At 45.3% G+C, this 17,787-nt stretch carries 12 protein-coding genes and 2 pseudogenes; 7 read left to right on the top strand and 7 right to left on the bottom strand.

The annotated features are described in order from the left end of the window. Nucleotides 1–39: 39 nt before the first annotated feature. Nucleotides 40–939 carry a lysine exporter LysO family protein gene (locus ABR397_RS03415; RefSeq protein ID WP_350304483.1) on the bottom strand — a complete coding sequence of 300 codons (900 nt, stop codon included), beginning with the start codon at nt 937–939 and terminating at the stop codon, nt 40–42. A gap of 305 nt (nt 940–1,244) precedes the next feature. On the opposite strand from ABR397_RS03415, the gene macA reads away from it, so the two are divergent. Together macA and macB are read left to right on the top strand one after the other, a co-directional pair. Beyond that, nucleotides 1,245–2,357, top strand: coding sequence for a macrolide transporter subunit MacA (gene macA / locus ABR397_RS03410; RefSeq protein WP_350304482.1), 1,113 nt, complete (start codon nt 1,245–1,247; stop codon nt 2,355–2,357). Next, a complete protein-coding gene (gene macB, locus ABR397_RS03405) occupies nt 2,357–4,300 on the top strand; it encodes a macrolide ABC transporter ATP-binding protein/permease MacB (protein ID WP_350304481.1) in 1,944 nt (647 codons plus the stop codon). The genes macA and macB overlap by 1 nt, the downstream gene beginning before the upstream one ends. A gap of 75 nt (nt 4,301–4,375) precedes the next feature. Here the strand turns inward: macB and cspD are convergent, their stop codons facing one another. Further along, complete coding sequence (gene cspD / locus ABR397_RS03400) at nt 4,376–4,606, bottom strand: cold shock-like protein CspD (RefSeq protein WP_021325221.1); 231 nt, start codon at nt 4,604–4,606, stop codon at nt 4,376–4,378. Nucleotides 4,607–4,949: 343 nt separating this feature from the next. Between cspD and clpS the strand changes: the two genes are divergently transcribed. Further along, nucleotides 4,950–5,270, top strand: coding sequence for an ATP-dependent Clp protease adapter ClpS (gene clpS / locus ABR397_RS03395; RefSeq protein WP_350304480.1), 321 nt, complete (start codon nt 4,950–4,952; stop codon nt 5,268–5,270). Nucleotides 5,271–5,301: 31 nt separating this feature from the next. Further along, on the top strand, nt 5,302–7,578 hold the full coding sequence (gene clpA / locus ABR397_RS03390) for an ATP-dependent Clp protease ATP-binding subunit ClpA (RefSeq protein WP_350304479.1): 2,277 nt from the start codon (nt 5,302–5,304) through the stop codon (nt 7,576–7,578). Nucleotides 7,579–7,648: 70 nt separating this feature from the next. Here clpA and infA read toward each other — a convergent pair whose 3' ends face one another. The 5 genes from infA to trxB all read right to left on the bottom strand — a co-directional run bounded on the left by infA (nt 7,649) and on the right by trxB (nt 13,312). Beyond that, entirely contained in the window at nt 7,649–7,867 is a 219-nt protein-coding gene (gene infA, locus ABR397_RS03385; protein ID WP_002211347.1) for a translation initiation factor IF-1, read from the bottom strand. A 157-nt stretch (nt 7,868–8,024) separates the two neighbouring features. Further along, nucleotides 8,025–8,717 carry a leucyl/phenylalanyl-tRNA--protein transferase gene (gene aat, locus ABR397_RS03380; protein ID WP_350304478.1) on the bottom strand — a complete coding sequence of 231 codons (693 nt, stop codon included), beginning with the start codon at nt 8,715–8,717 and terminating at the stop codon, nt 8,025–8,027. Nucleotides 8,718–8,723: 6 nt separating this feature from the next. Further along, the gene (cydC, locus tag ABR397_RS03375; RefSeq protein ID WP_350304477.1) at nt 8,724–10,475 is read right to left on the bottom strand and encodes a heme ABC transporter ATP-binding protein/permease CydC; all 1,752 of its coding nucleotides are present in this window, start codon (nt 10,473–10,475) and stop codon (nt 8,724–8,726) included. Nucleotides 10,476–10,477: 2 nt separating this feature from the next. Next, nucleotides 10,478–12,247: a heme ABC transporter permease/ATP-binding protein CydD gene (gene cydD, locus ABR397_RS03370; RefSeq protein ID WP_350304476.1), complete on the bottom strand. Its 1,770-nt coding sequence runs from the start codon at nt 12,245–12,247 to the stop codon at nt 10,478–10,480. A gap of 105 nt (nt 12,248–12,352) precedes the next feature. Next, on the bottom strand, nt 12,353–13,312 hold the full coding sequence (gene trxB, locus ABR397_RS03365) for a thioredoxin-disulfide reductase (RefSeq protein WP_350304475.1): 960 nt from the start codon (nt 13,310–13,312) through the stop codon (nt 12,353–12,355). A gap of 508 nt (nt 13,313–13,820) precedes the next feature. Between trxB and lrp the strand changes: the two genes are divergently transcribed. From lrp to ABR397_RS03355, 3 genes and pseudogenes are all read left to right on the top strand, one after another. Further along, nucleotides 13,821–14,315, top strand: coding sequence for a leucine-responsive transcriptional regulator Lrp (lrp, locus tag ABR397_RS03360; protein ID WP_350304474.1), 495 nt, complete (start codon nt 13,821–13,823; stop codon nt 14,313–14,315). 244 nt (nt 14,316–14,559) lie between these two features. Next, nucleotides 14,560–14,961 (top strand): annotated as a pseudogene (locus ABR397_RS24950) (DNA translocase FtsK 4TM domain-containing protein); the annotation flags it as partial. A gap of 603 nt (nt 14,962–15,564) precedes the next feature. Next, nucleotides 15,565–17,730, top strand: a pseudogene (locus ABR397_RS03355) (DNA translocase FtsK); the annotation flags it as partial. Nucleotides 17,731–17,787: the final 57 nt, after the last annotated feature.

Raw genomic sequence — 17,787 nt, 5'->3', positions numbered from 1 at the left:
TATCGATAACATCAAACATCATTGTGGCTGAAATTCTGATTAAGTAAAGAATGCGATCAGTAAAGGGGCCAATAAGCTCAACAAAAAACCGTGGACAATAGCTGCTGGAACAATACTGACGCCACCACATCGTTGTAATACCGGCAGATTGAAATCCATAGAAGTCGCACCGCTTAACCCTATTGCGCTTGACCGATACCGATTGACCAGAATCGGAATGAGCATAATTGCCGCAAGTTCACGCGCCAGATCATTAAAGAACGCGGCGCTGCCGATGACAGGTCCGTAAGCATCAGAAAGTAAGATACCTGAGAGAGAGTACCAGCCGTAGCCGGAAGCCAACGCTAAACCCGTTTTTACTGGCAGCCCAAGAATAAGCGCTGCAACCACTCCGCCGGCAAGCGCACTGACTGCAACAACAAGCGCAATAGCTGTACCCCGGCGGTTTAGTAATATCTGTTTCAGGTTCATACCGCTGTTACGTAATTGAATGCCTACCAATAACAGTAAAACAACCAGAGCAATTTCACTGGCACGACTGGCGAAATGCAGCCACGACCAGCCGGTAAGCCCAAGCAGGAAACCTAAAATCAGGACGCCACATAATTTCAGTGATTCAAAAATCATATGTAAACGGGAAGGGGGTTTTTCCTGTTTATGCGAGTTGACCATCCAAGGGTTGTGTTTTTCCAGCAGGAATAATGCCAGCATATTGGCGGCGAAAATACATAAGAAAAATACAGTGGCATACTGAAAAATAGAGAAGAGGTTACGGCTTAAATCTTCCAGTAAAGCTAAACTTATCCCCATTAAAAACAGAATAACATAGACCATCGCATTAAGGAGATGATGAACAGCATTTAACCCTGTTTTATTATTCAAACGGATAAGATAACCCAGAGTTAACGGCAAAAGAATGATCAACAGTCCAGAATACATAATTAACATCCTTTAAAATGGTTAACATCTTTTTATCTAAGTTTCGTATAAAAATCAGCCTTAAAGGCTACGGAAATAAATATAACAATTTTTTTACATTAAGAAAATAGCTAGGGTAGGGGGAAGTATGTTGTTGCTCAAAGAATTTTTTATTCTTAAGGTGGGTGAACTTTCAGTAGGTGTAAAAATCAAACAAGGGCTGCATTCTCTGGATTGAGTGGAAATTTCTGGCTATATCGTGGCATTACAGGAAACATTGTTTTTTACCATTCCTTTTATCCAATTCTTAAAATGGTGATATTTAAATGAATTTTATTCGTTCGAAACGTCGATGGGTGGTGTTGTTAGCTATTGTGGCAGTTATCGTATTGTTTCTGGGGTATTTTCTGCATGGGCCAGAAAAGGTTAAATATCAGACTGTACCCGTTATTAAAGGCGATTTGGAGAAAAATGTTCTGGCCACAGGGAAGCTGGATGCTGTCAGAAAAGTAGATGTAGGGGCGCAGGTCAGTGGTCAGTTGCAGAACTTGTATGTTGAAGTGGGTGATAAGGTGACAAAAGGCCAATTACTAGCATTGATCGATCCTAAACCTGCTCAAAACCAAGTAAAAGAAGTTGAAGCGACGATTAAAGAATTAAACGCTAATCTGATGGAAGCTAGGGCACAATTGAAACTGGCGCAGCTTACATTACAACGTCAGAATAATCTGGCAAAAGTGCAGGCAGTCTCTCACCAGGAATTGGATCAGGTTAAAACGGATGTTGAAGTGAAAAAAGCGAGGGTGGAAATTTTGCTGGCGCAAATCAGTAAAAATCAGGCCAGCCTTGATACTGCTCAGGCTAATTTACAATACACTCGTATTACCGCACCGATGGATGGCATTGTTGTCAATATTAAAACACTTCAGGGGCAAACGGTCATCGCTGCACAGGAAGCCCCGACTATTCTGACGTTGGCTGATCTTGGCACGATGCTGGTAAAAGCCGAAGTTTCAGAGGCGGATGTTATTGGCCTGAAACCCGGTCAGAAAGCCTCTTTTACCGTATTAGGCGCACCTGATAAAAATTTCACTGGTGTGTTGAAAGATATCTTGCCGACGCCAGAAAAGATTAATGATGCAATTTTCTTTTATGCCCGTTTTGAGGTGCCTAACCCTAAGCAACTTTTGCGTTTACAAATGACGGCTCAAGTGAAAGTCCAGCTCGATTCTCATCGTGGCGTGTTAATGATCCCACTTTCTGCTCTGGGTAAACAGATTACCCCAACCCGCTATGAGGTGGATATTCTGAAAGGGGGGAAAGAAGAGAAACAGGAAGTGGCTATTGGTGTACGCAATGATGTGAATGTACAGATTTTGTCCGGTCTGAAAGAGCATGAGCAGGTGATTACCGGTCGTGGTGAAACAGGGGATGAGTAATGAATGCATTACTTGAGCTGAGAGGCATAGAGCGCAGCTATTCCGCTGGCGAGCAACAGATAAAAGTACTTGATGATGTCACCTTGTCTATTCACTCCGGTGAGATGGTTGCGATTATCGGTGCTTCCGGGTCTGGCAAATCGACACTGATGAATATCCTTGGCTGTCTTGATAAACCCAGTGGTGGTGAATACCGGGTTGCGGGGCAGAATGTTGCTGAACTGAATAATGATGAATTGGCGGCACTGAGACGGGAGCATTTTGGGTTTATTTTTCAGCGTTATCATTTGCTGACCCATTTGACTGCTGAACAGAATGTAGAAATTCCTGCTATTTACGCCGGGGCGGCTAAAACTGTACGCAGACAGAGAGCAATAGAGTTGCTTAGTCGTCTGGGGCTTGACGAAAAAGTCAGCTATCGGCCAGGGCAGCTCTCTGGTGGACAGCAGCAGAGGGTCAGTATCGCCAGGGCGTTGATGAATGGTGGTCAGGTTATTTTGGCTGATGAGCCAACGGGGGCGCTGGATAGCCATTCTGGTGAAGAGGTGATGGCTATCCTCAAACAACTGTGTGAACAGGGGCATACCGTTATTATTGTCACGCATGATCCGAAAATCGCGGCGCAGGCACAGCGGATTATTGAGATCAAAGACGGTCACATTATGAATGACTCTGGCTCGCAACTGAGTAAAACCGTGACGGAAGCCCCGCCGATAACAGCAAAAATATCATCGATACGTCAGATTTTTGGCCGGTTTAATGAAGCTTTATTGATGGCATGGCGGGCAATGGTCGTCAATAAGATGCGGACCTTGTTGACGATGTTAGGGATTATTATTGGTATCGCGTCTGTAGTGACTATTTTGGTTATTGGAGATGCCGCCAAGGCATTGGTGTTATCCGATATTAAAGAGATTGCAACCAATACCATTAGTGTTTATCCGGGAGAAGATTTTGGCAGCGACGACCCGGCCAGTAAGCAAGCGCTGAAAATCGCGGATGTAGACGCTATCAGAGCACAACCTTATATTCTGGCAGTTTCACCAAATATTGAGGGAGGGGCGCGCCTTCGTAAAGGAAATATTGATGTTGCTGCGAGAGTCTCCGGCATTGGTGATGAATATTTTCAGGTTTATGCTTTGTACTTTGCTCAGGGAATGAGTTTTACATCGGATATGGTACGCCGTCAGGGGCAAGTTGTGGTTATTGATAAAAATACCCAGCGTAAATTATTTCCTCATCAAAAAAATGTGATTGGTGAAGTCATTCTAATGGGTAATATGCCTGCCACTATTGTCGGGGTGATAGCTGAAAGAAAATCGGCATTAGGCAGTGATAGTTCATTACATGTCTGGTTACCTTATAGCACGATGACCAGTCGCCTGCTCAACCGGAATTATCTGGATTCAATTGTTGTCAGAATCAAGGATGGTCACAGCTCTAAGGCAGTAGAACAGAAGATTGTTCGATTGCTGACTTTACGTCATGGGAAAAAGGATATTTTCACCTATAACACGGATATGCTGATAAAAACGGTGGAAAAAACGACCCGTACTCTACAGCTGTTTTTGACAATGGTGGCAGTAATTTCACTGATCGTTGGTGGTATCGGGGTCATGAATATTATGTTGGTTTCGGTCACCGAACGCACGAGAGAGATTGGCATCCGTATGGCCGTAGGGGCCAGAACCAGTGATGTTATGCAGCAGTTTCTGATAGAAGCTATTTTGGTTTGTTTGGTTGGCGGTATTTTGGGAATAGCACTGTCTTATACGATTGCATTTATTGCACAACTGGCGCTGCCAGGTTGGAGTTTTGTTTTCCAGCCAGTGGCTTTACTGAGTGCTTTCGCCTGTTCTACCGCAATTGGTGTAATATTTGGGTTTTTGCCGGCCCGTAATGCTGCCCGTCTTGATCCGATAGACGCTCTGGCAAGAGAATAAGTGGAAGTTATGTCACCCCGCTGGCAAAATTACCGGCGGGGTGTAGAAGTAACACCTGGTCATATGACCTATAGGTCAGGTTATCTGGCCTTTGGATTCGTTTTCAAGGGGAACAATAATACTGGCATGATTTCCCTTTGGGCCTTGGTGAATGCTGAAATGCACCTTCTGGCCTGCTTTCAGTGTCCGGTAACCGTCCATCTGAATGGTTGAGTAATGAGCGAATATATCTTCTCCGCCGCTTGCCGGACAAATAAACCCAAAGCCCTTAGCATTATTGAACCACTTAACAGTGCCTGTCTCCATACTTTTGCATCCCTCGTTTAATTATTTCGGTTGAGATGAATCGTTAATATAACATTCGTAAACAATCACATGTAACCAGTTACATTATCTATGTTTGTTCACAAAACATACTGTAGTAAAAATCAAATTCTCGTCAAGCACAGAACAAATGTCTGGTTGTTTTGAATGACTAAAGTTTGATATAGATAACGATATGAGTTTCGTTCATTCACTTTTATACCGGGTTTTTATAGGGGAATAACCTGTGGTAAACGGAGTTGCCCAGATAATGATAAGATAAATGGGAACATAATTTATTTGCTGGCAGTGGCTGGTATTAGTGATTAATCCTGTTGGAAAAACAATGAGCGAGTATCATAATAGTTTGAAAAGTAAAGAATTTGTCAAGGATGAGCAACAGCAGAAATTGCAACCGCCATCAATGTATCAGGTCATTCTTAACAATGATGATTACACTCCGATGGAGTTTGTAGTTGACGTATTACGAAAGTTCTTTTCTTATGATGTTGAACGGGCAACGCAATTAATGCTGGATGTCCATTATCAGGGTAAAGCTATTTGTGGGGTTTATACCGCAGAGGTGGCAGAAACTAAAGCGGCTCATGTAAATATGTATGCCAGGGAGCACGGGCATCCATTACTTTGTACGCTGGAAAAAATCTGACCAAGTATACTGATTTTAGGGGGAGGTGCCTATGCTCAATCAAGAGCTTGAACTTAGTCTTAATATTGCCTTTGCTAAAGCGCGGGATAACAGACACGAGTTTATGACCGTGGAGCACCTATTGCTGGCATTGTTAAGCAATTCATCAGCGCGTGAAGCATTGGAAGCGTGCAAGGTCGATCTGGCTCAATTGCGTAAAGAGCTGGAGAATTTTATTTCACAAACAACACCGTTGTTGCCTGAGAATGATGAGCGGGAGACTCAGCCAACCTTGAGCTTTCAACGTGTTCTTCAGCGCGCGGTATTTCATGTTCAGTCCTCTGGGCGTTCAGAAGTCTCCGGTGCTAATGTGCTGGTGGCTATCTTCAGCGAACAGGAGTCTCAGGCTGCTTATTTGCTGCGTAAACATGATGTCAGTCGTTTGGACGTGGTTAATTTCATTTCTCATGGAACGCAGAAAGAAGACAGTGAATCGGATCATCAGGGGATAGGCGCTCAATCTGCGGAAGAACAGCCTGTTGGTGAAGATCGGTTAGAGAATTTTACAACTAATCTTAATCAACTTGCCCAAAGAGGGCAGATTGATCCATTGATTGGCCGCCAGGATGAGCTGGAAAGAACGATTCAGGTACTGTGCCGTCGCCGGAAAAATAACCCATTATTGGTGGGGGAATCGGGGGTGGGTAAAACAGCTATTGCAGAAGGATTGGCATGGCGGATTGTACAAAAAGATGTACCGGAAGTGATGGCTAATTGTACGATTTATTCACTGGATATTGGTTCATTACTGGCGGGAACTAAATATCGTGGTGATTTTGAGAAACGCTTCAAGGCTTTGTTAAAAAACCTTGAACAGGATAGAAAAAGTATTCTATTCATCGATGAAATCCATACCATTATCGGCGCTGGAGCGGCGTCTGGGGGGCAGGTCGATGCGGCTAATCTGATCAAACCCCTGTTATCCAGTGGGCGTATCAGAGTGATTGGCTCTACGACATATCATGAATTCAGTAATATTTTTGAAAAAGACCGGGCGTTGGCGCGTCGTTTTCAAAAGATTGATATTGTTGAGCCTTCACCGGAAGAGACAGTACAGATTATTAAAGGGTTGCGGCCAAAATATGAGGCGCACCATGATGTACGCTATACCTCGAAAGCTATCCGCGCTGCGGTTGATTTATCAGTGAAATATATTACTGATCGTCACTTACCAGATAAGGCTATTGATGTTATTGATGAAGCGGGGGCGCGTACTCGTCTGGTGCCGGTCAGCCGGCGTAAGAAAACGATCAATGTGTCGGATATTGAATTTATTGTTGCCCGTATTGCCCGTATTCCTGAAAAAACAGTTTCGGCCAGTGATAAGGATGTATTGAAGACGCTGGATGACCGGCTGAAGATGCTGGTATTTGGTCAGGATACAGCGATTGCAGCATTAACCGAAGCCATCAAGATGAGTCGTGCGGGATTAGGGCAGGATAATAAACCGGTGGGTTCTTTCCTGCTTGCCGGCCCAACAGGGGTGGGCAAAACAGAAGTCACCGTACAGCTAGCCAAGGCGCTGAATATCAAATTATTGCGCTTTGATATGTCGGAATATATGGAGCGCCACACAGTCAGTCGCTTAATTGGCGCGCCACCGGGATATGTTGGTTTTGATCAGGGAGGATTGCTCACGGATGCGGTGATTAAACATCCTCATTCAGTATTGCTGCTTGATGAGATTGAAAAAGCACATCCAGATGTATTTAACTTGTTATTGCAAGTGATGGATAACGGTACTCTGACTGATAACAACGGCCGTAAGGCGGATTTCCGTAACGTTATTGTTGTTATGACAACGAATGCTGGCGTACGTGAAACTCAGCGTACATCCATTGGATTTAAGCAGCAGGATAACAGCTCTGATGCGATGGAAGAGATCAAGAAGGTGTTTACACCGGAATTCCGTAATCGCCTTGATGGTATTATCTGGTTTAGTGCGCTTTCTATTGAAGTGATTCAACAGGTAGTCGATAAGTTCATTGTCGCACTGCAAGCACAATTGGATGAAAAAGGCGTTTCACTGGAAGTCAGTGCGGATGCCCGTCAATGGTTATGTGATAAAGGCTATGATAAAGCGATGGGCGCTCGCCCAATGGCCCGGGTTATTCAGGATAGTCTAAAGAAACCGTTGGCCAATGAACTATTGTTTGGTTCATTAGTTCACGGTGGCTCGGTTCGTATTGATCTGGATAAGACAAAACGGGCGCTGACTTACGATTTCAGCAATGCTTATAAGCAGAAACCGGAAGACGTAGTGCACTGATATAGGGTCACACCACAGGTGAATACAAAGTTGCTATTACCTGTGGTGTAATACCTGAAACGGTAATGAATCAGCGGCTACGGAAGACGATACGGCCTTTGCTCAGGTCATATGGGGTCAGCTCAACTGTAACCTTGTCGCCTGTCAGGATGCGGATGTAATTTTTACGCATTTTACCGGAGATGTGAGCAGTGACTACGTGCCCGTTTTCTAATTCAACGCGGAACATAGTATTTGGCAGCGTGTCCAGCACGGTACCTTGCATTTCAATATTGTCTTCTTTGGCCATCTAATCCTCTAAGTTTAATAACCATCGTTTTTAACCGGCAAGATAATGCCGAAAAACCCTCATTATGTAAAGGAATGTTGTCTTTTAAACCACTATATTTGCAAATAACTCATGGTTGCATTCCCGCCATAATCAACATTGGTTGGTAAAATATTGATTATAATTCCAGTACTTGTTGCAACCAGCAGCCAGGTTTTAATGACTGGTTTCTGAATTGATAAAGATACTGAATAAATTCTTCCCTGGAGATTTCCTTTGCTCCTAATGAAGCAGTGTGATGATTTAACACCTGGCAATCAAGCAGTTCACCACTGTATCGTAGAAAGTGGTGATAGAAAGCGACGAAAGCGCATTTAGATGCATTCTCCATTCGGCTGAACATAGATTCACCGCAAAATAAAGTGCCAACGCTGACGCCATACAGACCACCGACAATATGTTCACCATACCAGACTTCTACCGAATGTGCTTTTCCTGCCTGGTGTAACTCCTGATAACCTTGTTGGATATCCCTGCTTATCCAGGTTCCTTCCTGCCGTTGAGCGCAGTAATGAATCACTTGTTCAAAAGCGTGATTCACCGTAATGCGGTATGGATGATTGCGCAGAAACCGGCGTAATGTCCGGCCAATATGCAGTTCGCCCGGCATGATTATCGCACGTGGATCAGGCGACCACCAAAGCGGTATTTCACTTGGTAAAAACCAAGGGAAGATTCCGTGGTGATAAGCTGCGCTCAACCGTTCAGGGGATAAATCTCCGCCCACTGCCAGCAGGCCGTTCGGCTCCATTAATGCCTCTGCTGGATGAGGGAAGTCATATGAATCATCATCCAGTTGAATTATTGGCATGGTGTATTACAGCCCCGATTCAGGACGAATCTGATATTGCCGCTGATAAAACTGATAATAGCGGCCTTGTTGAGCCAGTAACTCATTATGCTGCCCTTGTTCAATAATGGCGCCTCCATCCATGACATAAATACGGTCCATATGGTCAAGACTGTACAGACGATGGGTAACAATAATCAATGTCTTATGCTGGCAATGCTGGCGCAGCAGGGACAGAATTTGCTGTTCAGTATCCGCATCAAGCCCTTCTGTTGGTTCATCCAGTAACATGAGTGGCGCTGAGTGCAGTAACGCTCTGGCAATGCCCAGACGGCGCTGTTCACCGCCGGATAACTGACGACCACCTTCGCCTATCCAGCAGTTCAGCCCCTCATCTGTTTCCAGCAGATTGCTTAAACCTACCTGTTTCAACACAGTTTCCAGCTCATTATCGATGGCGTTTGGTTTTGCCAGTAATAAATTTTCACGCAACGTATGGCTGAATACATGAACACGTTGTGGAACAACCGATATCATACTGCGCAGAGCCGGTTCGTCATAAGCAGTAATGAGATGCTGGTTCAGACAGATAGAGCCTGCATTAGCATCCCAGGCACGGGTGAGTAACTGTAGCAATGTAGATTTACCACAACCTGTTTTTCCTAACAGAGCGATATGTTCTCCCGCTTTCAAACAGAGAGAAATATTTTTCAGGACAGGTAATGGTTGCCCAGGGTAAGAGAAACTGAGATTTTTAATGTTAATACTGACTTGCTCTGAACTTTCCGGCCCTGACGCCGGGAAAGTCACTTCTGGCTCTTGTTGCATCAATTGGGAAACGTGGGTTGCAGAGGTAATGACTTGTCCCAGATATTGGAATGCAACAGCGACTGGACCCAGAGTTTCAAAAGCGGCAAGCGAGCAGAAGACAAACAGTGCAATCAAGGCGCCTGGCTGACTATTCCCTCCCACATCATTAGCGGCTATCCACAGGATTAATGTGACGGTCATACCGGTGGTAAAAATCATGATTGCTTGTGACAAGCCGGTCAGATTCGCTTGCTGCTGTTGACGCTTTAGCCAACGTGATTCAACATCCGCCATCGACTCCCGGAATCGCTCAAGAGCGCCGAATACCATCAATTCGGCTTGCCCCTGCAATATCGCCGTCAGTTGGGTGCGGTATTGACCACGCAGAATGGTCAGATCGCGGCCGATGGGTTTACCTGCGTGATAAAATACAAATGGCAGCAGGATCAGTAGAGTCAGCATAATACTGCCAAGGGTGTAGGCCAATGTGAGATCCAGAAAACCGAGGCTGAAAGTGAGGACGATGATAACGACAACGGCGGCGAATATCGGTGAAATTACCCGTAAATAGAGGTGGTCCAACGTTTCAACATCAGCAACTAGCCGGTTAAGTAATTCACCTTGGCGAAAACGGGCGATTCCTCCCGGTGAAAGCGGCAAAATTTTCTGAAAGGCAAATACCCGCAAGTGTGCCAGTACACGAAAAGTTGCATCATGGCTGACCAGCCGTTCAGCATAGCGCCCGGCAGTACGAAGAATAGCGGCGCCGCGGACACCTGCGGCCGGTAACATATAGTTGAATGTATTAAGTCCGGCAAAACCTGCCAGCGCGGTGCCGGCAAGGAACCAACCAGACAGCGTCAGTAAGCCTATGCTGGCGAGTAACGTAACAATCGCCAGAACCATACCCAAACTGATAAGAAACCAATGGCGGCGATAGAGCGCCAGAAAAGGAAGCAATACCCGCATCACTAAAGCTCCTCGCTCCGATGAGATAACAGACGGGCGAATACTCCCTGAGATTGGCTCAGTGTCTGATAATCTCCCTGTTCAATGATTAACCCTTTTTCCATAACCCAGATCTGATCATATTCCAGCGTTTCTTCCAATTGGTGGGTAACTAACAGGGTCGTCTGAAGATGAGATGCCTGATTCAGTGTTTGCATAACCCGTTGTTCGCTATGAGCATCCAAGCTGGCGGCGGGCTCATCCAGTAACAATAATTGGCAAGGTTTCAATAAGGCGCGAGCAACAGCGATACGCTGGGCCTGACCAACGGATAGCCGTGCTGCATTATCACCAATGAGAGTATTCAGCCCATCAGGTAAATCATTAATAAATTCGGCGACGTATGCCTGCTCTATAATCTGATGGATTTGTTGTTGATTGGCATCTGGTTGGCTCAGGCGAAGATTATCAAGCAAAGTTTGCTCAGGCAGGTGTGGATTTTGCCCAACCCAGCTCAGTTGATCACGCCATTTTTGTGGATCTAACTCACGCAGCTCAATGCCATTGATTTGTATTGAGCCACGGTAGGGCAGGAACCCTAACAATAAATTCAAGAGTGAGCTTTTACCTGCTCCGCTTTGTCCAACTAATGCGACCCGTTGATTTTTCTCTAGAATAAAATTTAGCGGGCCAGCCAGCGGGTTGCCATCGTGAGCCAGAATTTCCAGATTATTCGCGATTATTGTCGGCGAACTTTGGCTACTTAGCGTTTTATCGCCACTCGCAGGCGCATGTTCACCATCACTGTTTAGCAAAGTCACCAATGATTCGGCTGCACCAATCGCCTGTGCTTTGGCGTGATAATAAGTACCAAGATCACGCAGTGGTTGGAAAAATTCCGGAGCGAGGATTAATACCAGAAAACCAGCAAACAGGGTCACGCCCATACCGTAACTGCCAAAATTAAGCTCACCCAGATAGGAGAAGCCAAAATAGACGGCAACGACGGCAATAGAAATAGCAGCAAAGAACTCCAGTACTGCTGAAGAGAGGAACGCCATTCTCAGAACTTCCATTGTCTTGCGGCGGAAATCTTCAGTGGATTCGCTGATTTGTTGTACTTCCGCTTTGCCGCGATAAAACAGGCGCAACGTTTCCAGCCCGCGCAGACGATCAAGGAAATTACCGCTTAACCGCTCCAACGCGACAAAGTTTCGCCTATTGGCATCTGCGGCGCCTAAACCAACCAGTGCCATAAACAGGGGAATAAGCGGAGCCGTTGCAAACAAAATCAGCCCGGCAGCCCAGTTCACAGGAAATAGGGTGATCAGGATAAGAATAGGGATCATCACTGCGAGGTACATCTGTGGCAGATAGCGAGAGTAGTAATCCTGCATATCGTCTATTTGCTCAAGAATAATCGTTGCCCAGCTACCTGCTGGTTTGCCTTTAACCCATACTGGACCAAGTTGTTCAAGTTTATCCAATACCAGCGCGCGGATTTTCTGGCGCACGATTTTGCCGCAAATAAAACCGATCCGTTCCCGGATAACACTGATTATTGCCCGCAGAGCAAAGGTTGCCGCCAGCATCCAGAATTTATCCATGATGTGCCCGCGGGGAATATTATCCATGATTAAAGCTTGCAGGATTGAGGCCAGTAACCAGGCTTGAATGATAATCAACAAACCACTGATCAAGCCAAATAGCATGGACAGGTGGAGCCAGCGCCGGGCCGGAGCACTTTGCTGCTTCAACCAGCGAACCAATTCATACTGTCTTGTTTTGTCCATAGGAAATATTCTGATTATCAAAAAGGCTGGACTAGTGTCAGCATCCTGCCGATATGTTACATGCGAAAAGGCGCTACTGAAATAGCGCCTTGAAAGAAAAAGAGTTTATTTCGCAGCCAGCCCATCCAGAAAACGTTCTGCATCAAGGGCAGCCATACAACCTGTACCTGCGGACGTAATTGCCTGGCGGTAGGTGTGGTCCATTACATCACCAGCGGCGAATACACCGGGAATGGAAGTTTGAGTCGCGTTACCCTGTAAACCGGACTGAACTTTAATGTAACCATTCTCCAGTTCCAATTGTCCTGCAAAGATAGCGGTGTTAGGAGTATGGCCGATAGCAATGAATGTACCGGTAACAGCTAATTCTTCGGTTGTGCCGCTGTTGGTATCGCGCAGACGGACACCCGTAACGCCCATCTCATCACCGAGCACTTCATCCAGAGTACGATTAGTGTGCAGAATGATATTGCCGTTTTTAACTTTATCCATCAGACGGCCAATCAGGATTTTCTCTGAACGGAATGTATCACGGCGATGAATCAGGTGAACTTCTGCTGCAATATTTGCCAGATATAAAGCCTCTTCTACTGCGGTATTACCGCCGCCGACAACGGCAACCTTCTGGTTACGATAAAAGAAGCCATCACAGGTTGCACAGGCTGAAATACCACGGCCTTTAAACGCCTCCTCGGAAGGCAGACCCAAATAACGTGCAGAAGCGCCTGTTGCGATAATCAGTGCGTCACAGGTATATTCTTGCTCATCACCATAAAGACGGAAAGGCTGGTTTTGCAGATCAACTTTTTGAATATGGTCAAAAATGATTTCGGTCTGGAATTTTTCAGCATGTTGGTGCATACGTTCCATTAGCCCTGGGCCGGTCAGACCTTCAGGATCACCGGGCCAGTTTTCGACTTCAGTGGTTGTAGTCAACTGACCGCCTTTTTCAACCCCGGTAATAAGAACCGGATTTAAATTTGCCCGGGCGGCATAAACCGCAGCCGTATAGCCTGCCGGACCGGAGCCAAGAATAATGAGTTTATGGTGTTTGGCGGTGCTCATGAATACCTCATTTCCATTTATCGCATATCGTATATCGAGCGATTGTAGGAGAAATAGGAGGGTAAAAAAAGCTAAAAGACTCATGTTACTAACGATTTTACCGATAGATATTAACCAATAATGACTTTAACCTGAGAAAAGTGTTCTTTTAGTACTGTTTGGCTTTCATTTGCTCATTTTTAATCAATGGTAAGCTATCGAAACGATTAACTGAAAATTTGTTCCACAGGTTGTTCTGATTTTTGTTCATTTACTTTGACAATCGGCTGTGCATTTGCGAAAACATCACTGTAAGAGATAATTATCCACCTCGCTAAATTCGTTTCCATAAAAATCGACAAATCGATATGCGGATAATCTTCTCTGTGCAGCACGACGAAAATGGCCTGTGAGCTGCTTTACTCTGATAGAGCGAGGCTTTAACTTTAAAAGACATCTTTTCCAGCTCAGACTCAAAAGAGATAGGGGAAAATGTTATGGGTGTAGGAAAATAAAGAGAGATCAAAAGATGATAGATAATAAAAAACGTCCGGGAAAAGATCTTGATCGTATAGATCGTAATATCCTCAATGAGTTGCAGAAAGATGGTCGAATTTCTAACGTAGAACTGTCTAAACGGGTAGGATTGTCGCCGACTCCTTGCTTGGAGCGTGTGCGTCGCTTGGAGCGTCAAGGATTTATTATTGGCTACACCGCATTGTTGAATCCTCATTATCTGGATGCGTCGTTGCTGGTGTTTGTTGAAATTACCCTAAACCGTGGCGCACCCGATGTTTTTGAACAATTCAATTCTGCTGTGCAGAAATTGGAAGAGATTCAGGAATGTCATTTGGTTTCCGGTGATTTCGATTACTTATTGAAAACCCGCGTACCAGATATGTCAGCGTATCGTAAGTTACTGGGCGAAACTTTGCTGCGTCTGCCAGGTGTTAATGACACCCGCACATATGTTGTGATGGAAGAAGTGAAGCAGAGTAACCGTTTGGTCATTAAGACTCGCTGAAATCCTGCCAAAAAAAATGTACAGGTGCAAAACTGGAAGAACTTAGGTACACTCCTGTTTATGCATACAGTTTCAACGCTGAGCTATCTCGGCGTTGTTCCGTTAAATCAACAGGAAACCTGGAGAGCCTTTCTTGAGCCAGGAATATACAGAAGATAAAAATATTAGGTTGAAAAGACTTAGTAGTGGGCGCAGGCTGTTGGAAGCTGTATTGCTTGTCATTGTTATCTTAGCGGCTTATCTGATGGTCGCACTTATCAGTTTTAACCCTTCTGATCCCAGTTGGTCTCAGACTGCGTGGCATGAGCCGGTCCATAATTTGGGTGGTGGTGTTGGCGCATGGTTGGCCGATACGCTGTTTTCTGCATTCGGTATACTGGCTTATGCCATCCCGCCACTAATGATATTGGGTTGTTGGACTGCTTTCAGACAACATGATGACAGAGAATATGTCGATTTTTTCGTGCTTGCTTTGCGCGTTATTGGCGCATTAGCCATCGTCTTGACTTCATGTGGATTAGCTGCGTTGAATGTTGATGATCTCCATTATTTTGCTTCTGGCGGTATTATTGGCAGTTTGTTTAGCAGTGCGATGTTGCCTTGGTTTAATGAATTGGGTGCGACGCTGGCCTTACTGTGTGTTTGGGCAATTGGGTTTACGTTATTTACTGGCTGGTCATGGTTGACGATTGCTGAAAAAACCGGGGCAATAATTCTTGGCTCGATAGAATTTATTACCAATCGCAGCCGTCATGAACAAGAATATACTCCATATGGTGAAACGGTTATTGAACCGGAGAATTCCACCAATGGTAAAACAGAACCCGAATTTACAGCGGTTGATATTGATCATGATGATGTGCTGTTTACAGCACCTTCAGCTGCGGAATTGGCAAAAGCTGAACTGGATGAACCAGAATCAGTGAAAGCAGAAGTTGAAGAAAAACAGCCATCTGATATCCCAACCATTGGTATGGCTGATATTGATGCTGAACCTGAAATTCAGATCAGTATATCTGATGACGCTGTATGGTCTCAGTCATTCGCAGAACAACATGAAAAAAACAGTGACGAACCTGTTCGTTACATGTTTGAAATTCCTTCTGAATATAATTTTAAACCTGAATCCGAGCTTGCGGTTGAAGCGGCTCCAACATTTGAACTGGCTGGCAACGGACATAATAGCAGTGACACCTCCATTTTCACGCCTGAAATAGAGCCAAAAGATATTGCGACAGCAGCTTCTGCAACGGTTATAACAGGCAATTCTCAGATTAAACGGGGGATCGGGCCGGAACTGCCTCGTCCTAACCCAGTCCGTCTGCCAACCCGTCGTGAACTGTATGGCGTCAAAGTTCCTTCACAGCGTCTTGCAGAACAGCAACAGCGTGAAGAAGAGGCTAGACAACAGATAGATGGTTGTGATGATACTGAGTCTGATAAACAGCAGGAAGAGTTGCTGCGCCAGCAGTTTCTTGAACAGCAGAGTGAGCGTTACCATATCACTGCGGATATCGAAGAACAGGCTCTAATTCAGCCTCAGATAGTACAGAATCAACTAGAACCGGAAAATCAGCTTCCAGTGGAAGAACCGGTTCAGACAGAGATTGTTAAACAGGCAGTTGCGTCATGGCAACGTGAGCGTTACCACGTGCAGGGCTACCAGCAGCAGGAAAAAGAACTCTCTACTCTGGAAAGTTTATCGATCTTGAATGATTTCTCACCGGTTGAAGATTTAGTGGCAAAAGAGCCGGCAGAGCCGCTGTTTACGCCTTCAGTTCAATCAGTGCCGGAAAGTTTATCAGAACAGCCCACAGAAATTGCTTTTACACCGGCGCCTACACACAATAATGTTGCGCAGCAACCGCAGCAAGATAGCTTGTTTCATCCATTTCTGGTTCGTAATGATCAGCCGTTACCAAAACCAACGACGCCAATGCCTTCGCTCGATCTGTTAGCCAGCCCTTTAGCAGAAGAAGAGCCGGTTGATATGTTTGCTCTTGAGCAAACTTCCCGTTTAATTGAAGCGCGTTTGAGTGATTATCGGGTTAAAGCTGATGTGGTTGGTTTCTCTCCAGGGCCGGTGATTACCCGGTTTGAACTGGATTTGGCTCCAGGTGTTAAAGCATCACGAATTTCTAACTTATCAAGAGACTTAGCACGTTCGTTATCTGCGGTCGCTGTGCGTATTGTTGAAGTGATTCCAGGTAAACCTTATGTCGGTTTGGAATTGCCGAATAGAAAACGTCAGACAGTTTATTTGCGCGAAGTATTAGATTGCGAAAAATTTCGCGATAATCCATCACCACTGACAATTGTATTGGGTAAAGATATTGGTGGTCAGCCGGTTGTCGCTGATTTAGGTAAAATGCCTCACTTGCTGGTGGCGGGTACGACTGGCTCAGGTAAATCTGTTGGGGTCAATGCGATGATCCTCAGCATCCTCTATAAAGCAAAACCGGAGGATGTCCGCTTTATCATGATTGACCCGAAAATGCTGGAGTTGTCGGTTTATGAAGGCATTCCGCATTTGTTGACTGAAGTTGTTACTGATATGAAAGACGCGGCGAATGCACTGCGCTGGTGTGTTAGTGAAATGGAACGTCGCTATAAACTGATGTCCGCGTTGGGTGTACGTAATCTGGCTGGTTATAACGAAAAGGTTAAACAGGCGGAAGAAATGGGCCGTCCAATTCCTCATCCATTCTGGAAACCTGGCGACAGCATGGATATCACTCATCCTGTACTGAAAAAAGAGCCTTATATTGTTGTTATGGTGGATGAATTTGCTGACCTGATGATGACAGTCGGCAAAAAAGTAGAAGAGTTGATTGCCCGCTTGGCGCAGAAAGCCCGGGCTGCCGGTATTCATTTAGTTCTGGCGACTCAACGTCCATCTGTCGATATTATTACCGGCCTGATCAAAGCTAACATTCCAACCCGTATTGCCTTTACGGTTTCCAGCAAGATTGATTCCCGAACGATCCTTGATCAAAGCGGTGCTGAATCTCTTTTGGGAATGGGAGACATGCTTTATTTAGCGCCAAACTCCTCTATCCCGGTGCGTGTTCACGGTGCATTTGTCCGGGATCAGGAAGTTCATGAAGTGGTTAATGACTGGAAAGCTCGTGGTCGTCCTGAGTACGTTGACAGTATCCTCAGTGGTGGTGATGATGCTGAAGGTGGTCTGGGTCTTGATAGCAGCGAGGAATTGGATGTACTGTTCGATCAGGCAGTTGAATTCGTGATTGAAAAACAGCGGGTTTCGATTTCTGGCGTACAGCGCCAGTTTCGTATTGGTTATAACCGTGCTGCGCGGATTGTAGAGCAGATGGAAGCACAGCAGATTGTCAGTGCTCCAGGCCATAATGGCAATCGTGAAATATTGGCGCCACCGCCACATGAGCGCGGATAATTAATTTTAAATGTGCGGACAATTCCGATAACAAATACACCGGGTAATAACGCTGAG

Origin of the sequence: Photorhabdus viridis (assembly GCF_040256935.1) — a bacterium.
Classification (GTDB): Bacteria; Pseudomonadota; Gammaproteobacteria; order Enterobacterales; family Enterobacteriaceae; genus Photorhabdus; species Photorhabdus viridis.
The sequence above is the reverse complement of the archived record's forward strand: the minus strand, read 5'-3'. Positions and strand labels throughout refer to the sequence as shown.

What these genes read in the sequence shown, in the direction of transcription:
- clpA (WP_350304479.1), top strand. Translation starts at nt 5,302, where the DNA reads ATGCTCAATCAAGAGCTTGAACTTAGTCTTAATATTGCCTTTGCTAAA.
- cydC (WP_350304477.1), bottom strand. Translation starts at nt 10,475, where the DNA reads ATGCGGGTATTGCTTCCTTTTCTGGCGCTCTATCGCCGCCATTGGTTT.
- aat (WP_350304478.1), bottom strand. Translation starts at nt 8,717, where the DNA reads ATGCCAATAATTCAACTGGATGATGATTCATATGACTTCCCTCATCCA.
- ABR397_RS03415 (WP_350304483.1), bottom strand. Translation starts at nt 939, where the DNA reads ATGTATTCTGGACTGTTGATCATTCTTTTGCCGTTAACTCTGGGTTAT.
- macA (WP_350304482.1), top strand. Translation starts at nt 1,245, where the DNA reads ATGAATTTTATTCGTTCGAAACGTCGATGGGTGGTGTTGTTAGCTATT.
- cspD (WP_021325221.1), bottom strand. Translation starts at nt 4,606, where the DNA reads ATGGAGACAGGCACTGTTAAGTGGTTCAATAATGCTAAGGGCTTTGGG.
- lrp (WP_350304474.1), top strand. Translation starts at nt 13,821, where the DNA reads ATGATAGATAATAAAAAACGTCCGGGAAAAGATCTTGATCGTATAGAT.
- clpS (WP_350304480.1), top strand. Translation starts at nt 4,950, where the DNA reads ATGAGCGAGTATCATAATAGTTTGAAAAGTAAAGAATTTGTCAAGGAT.
- trxB (WP_350304475.1), bottom strand. Translation starts at nt 13,312, where the DNA reads ATGAGCACCGCCAAACACCATAAACTCATTATTCTTGGCTCCGGTCCG.
- cydD (WP_350304476.1), bottom strand. Translation starts at nt 12,247, where the DNA reads ATGGACAAAACAAGACAGTATGAATTGGTTCGCTGGTTGAAGCAGCAA.
- macB (WP_350304481.1), top strand. Translation starts at nt 2,357, where the DNA reads ATGAATGCATTACTTGAGCTGAGAGGCATAGAGCGCAGCTATTCCGCT.
- infA (WP_002211347.1), bottom strand. Translation starts at nt 7,867, where the DNA reads ATGGCCAAAGAAGACAATATTGAAATGCAAGGTACCGTGCTGGACACG.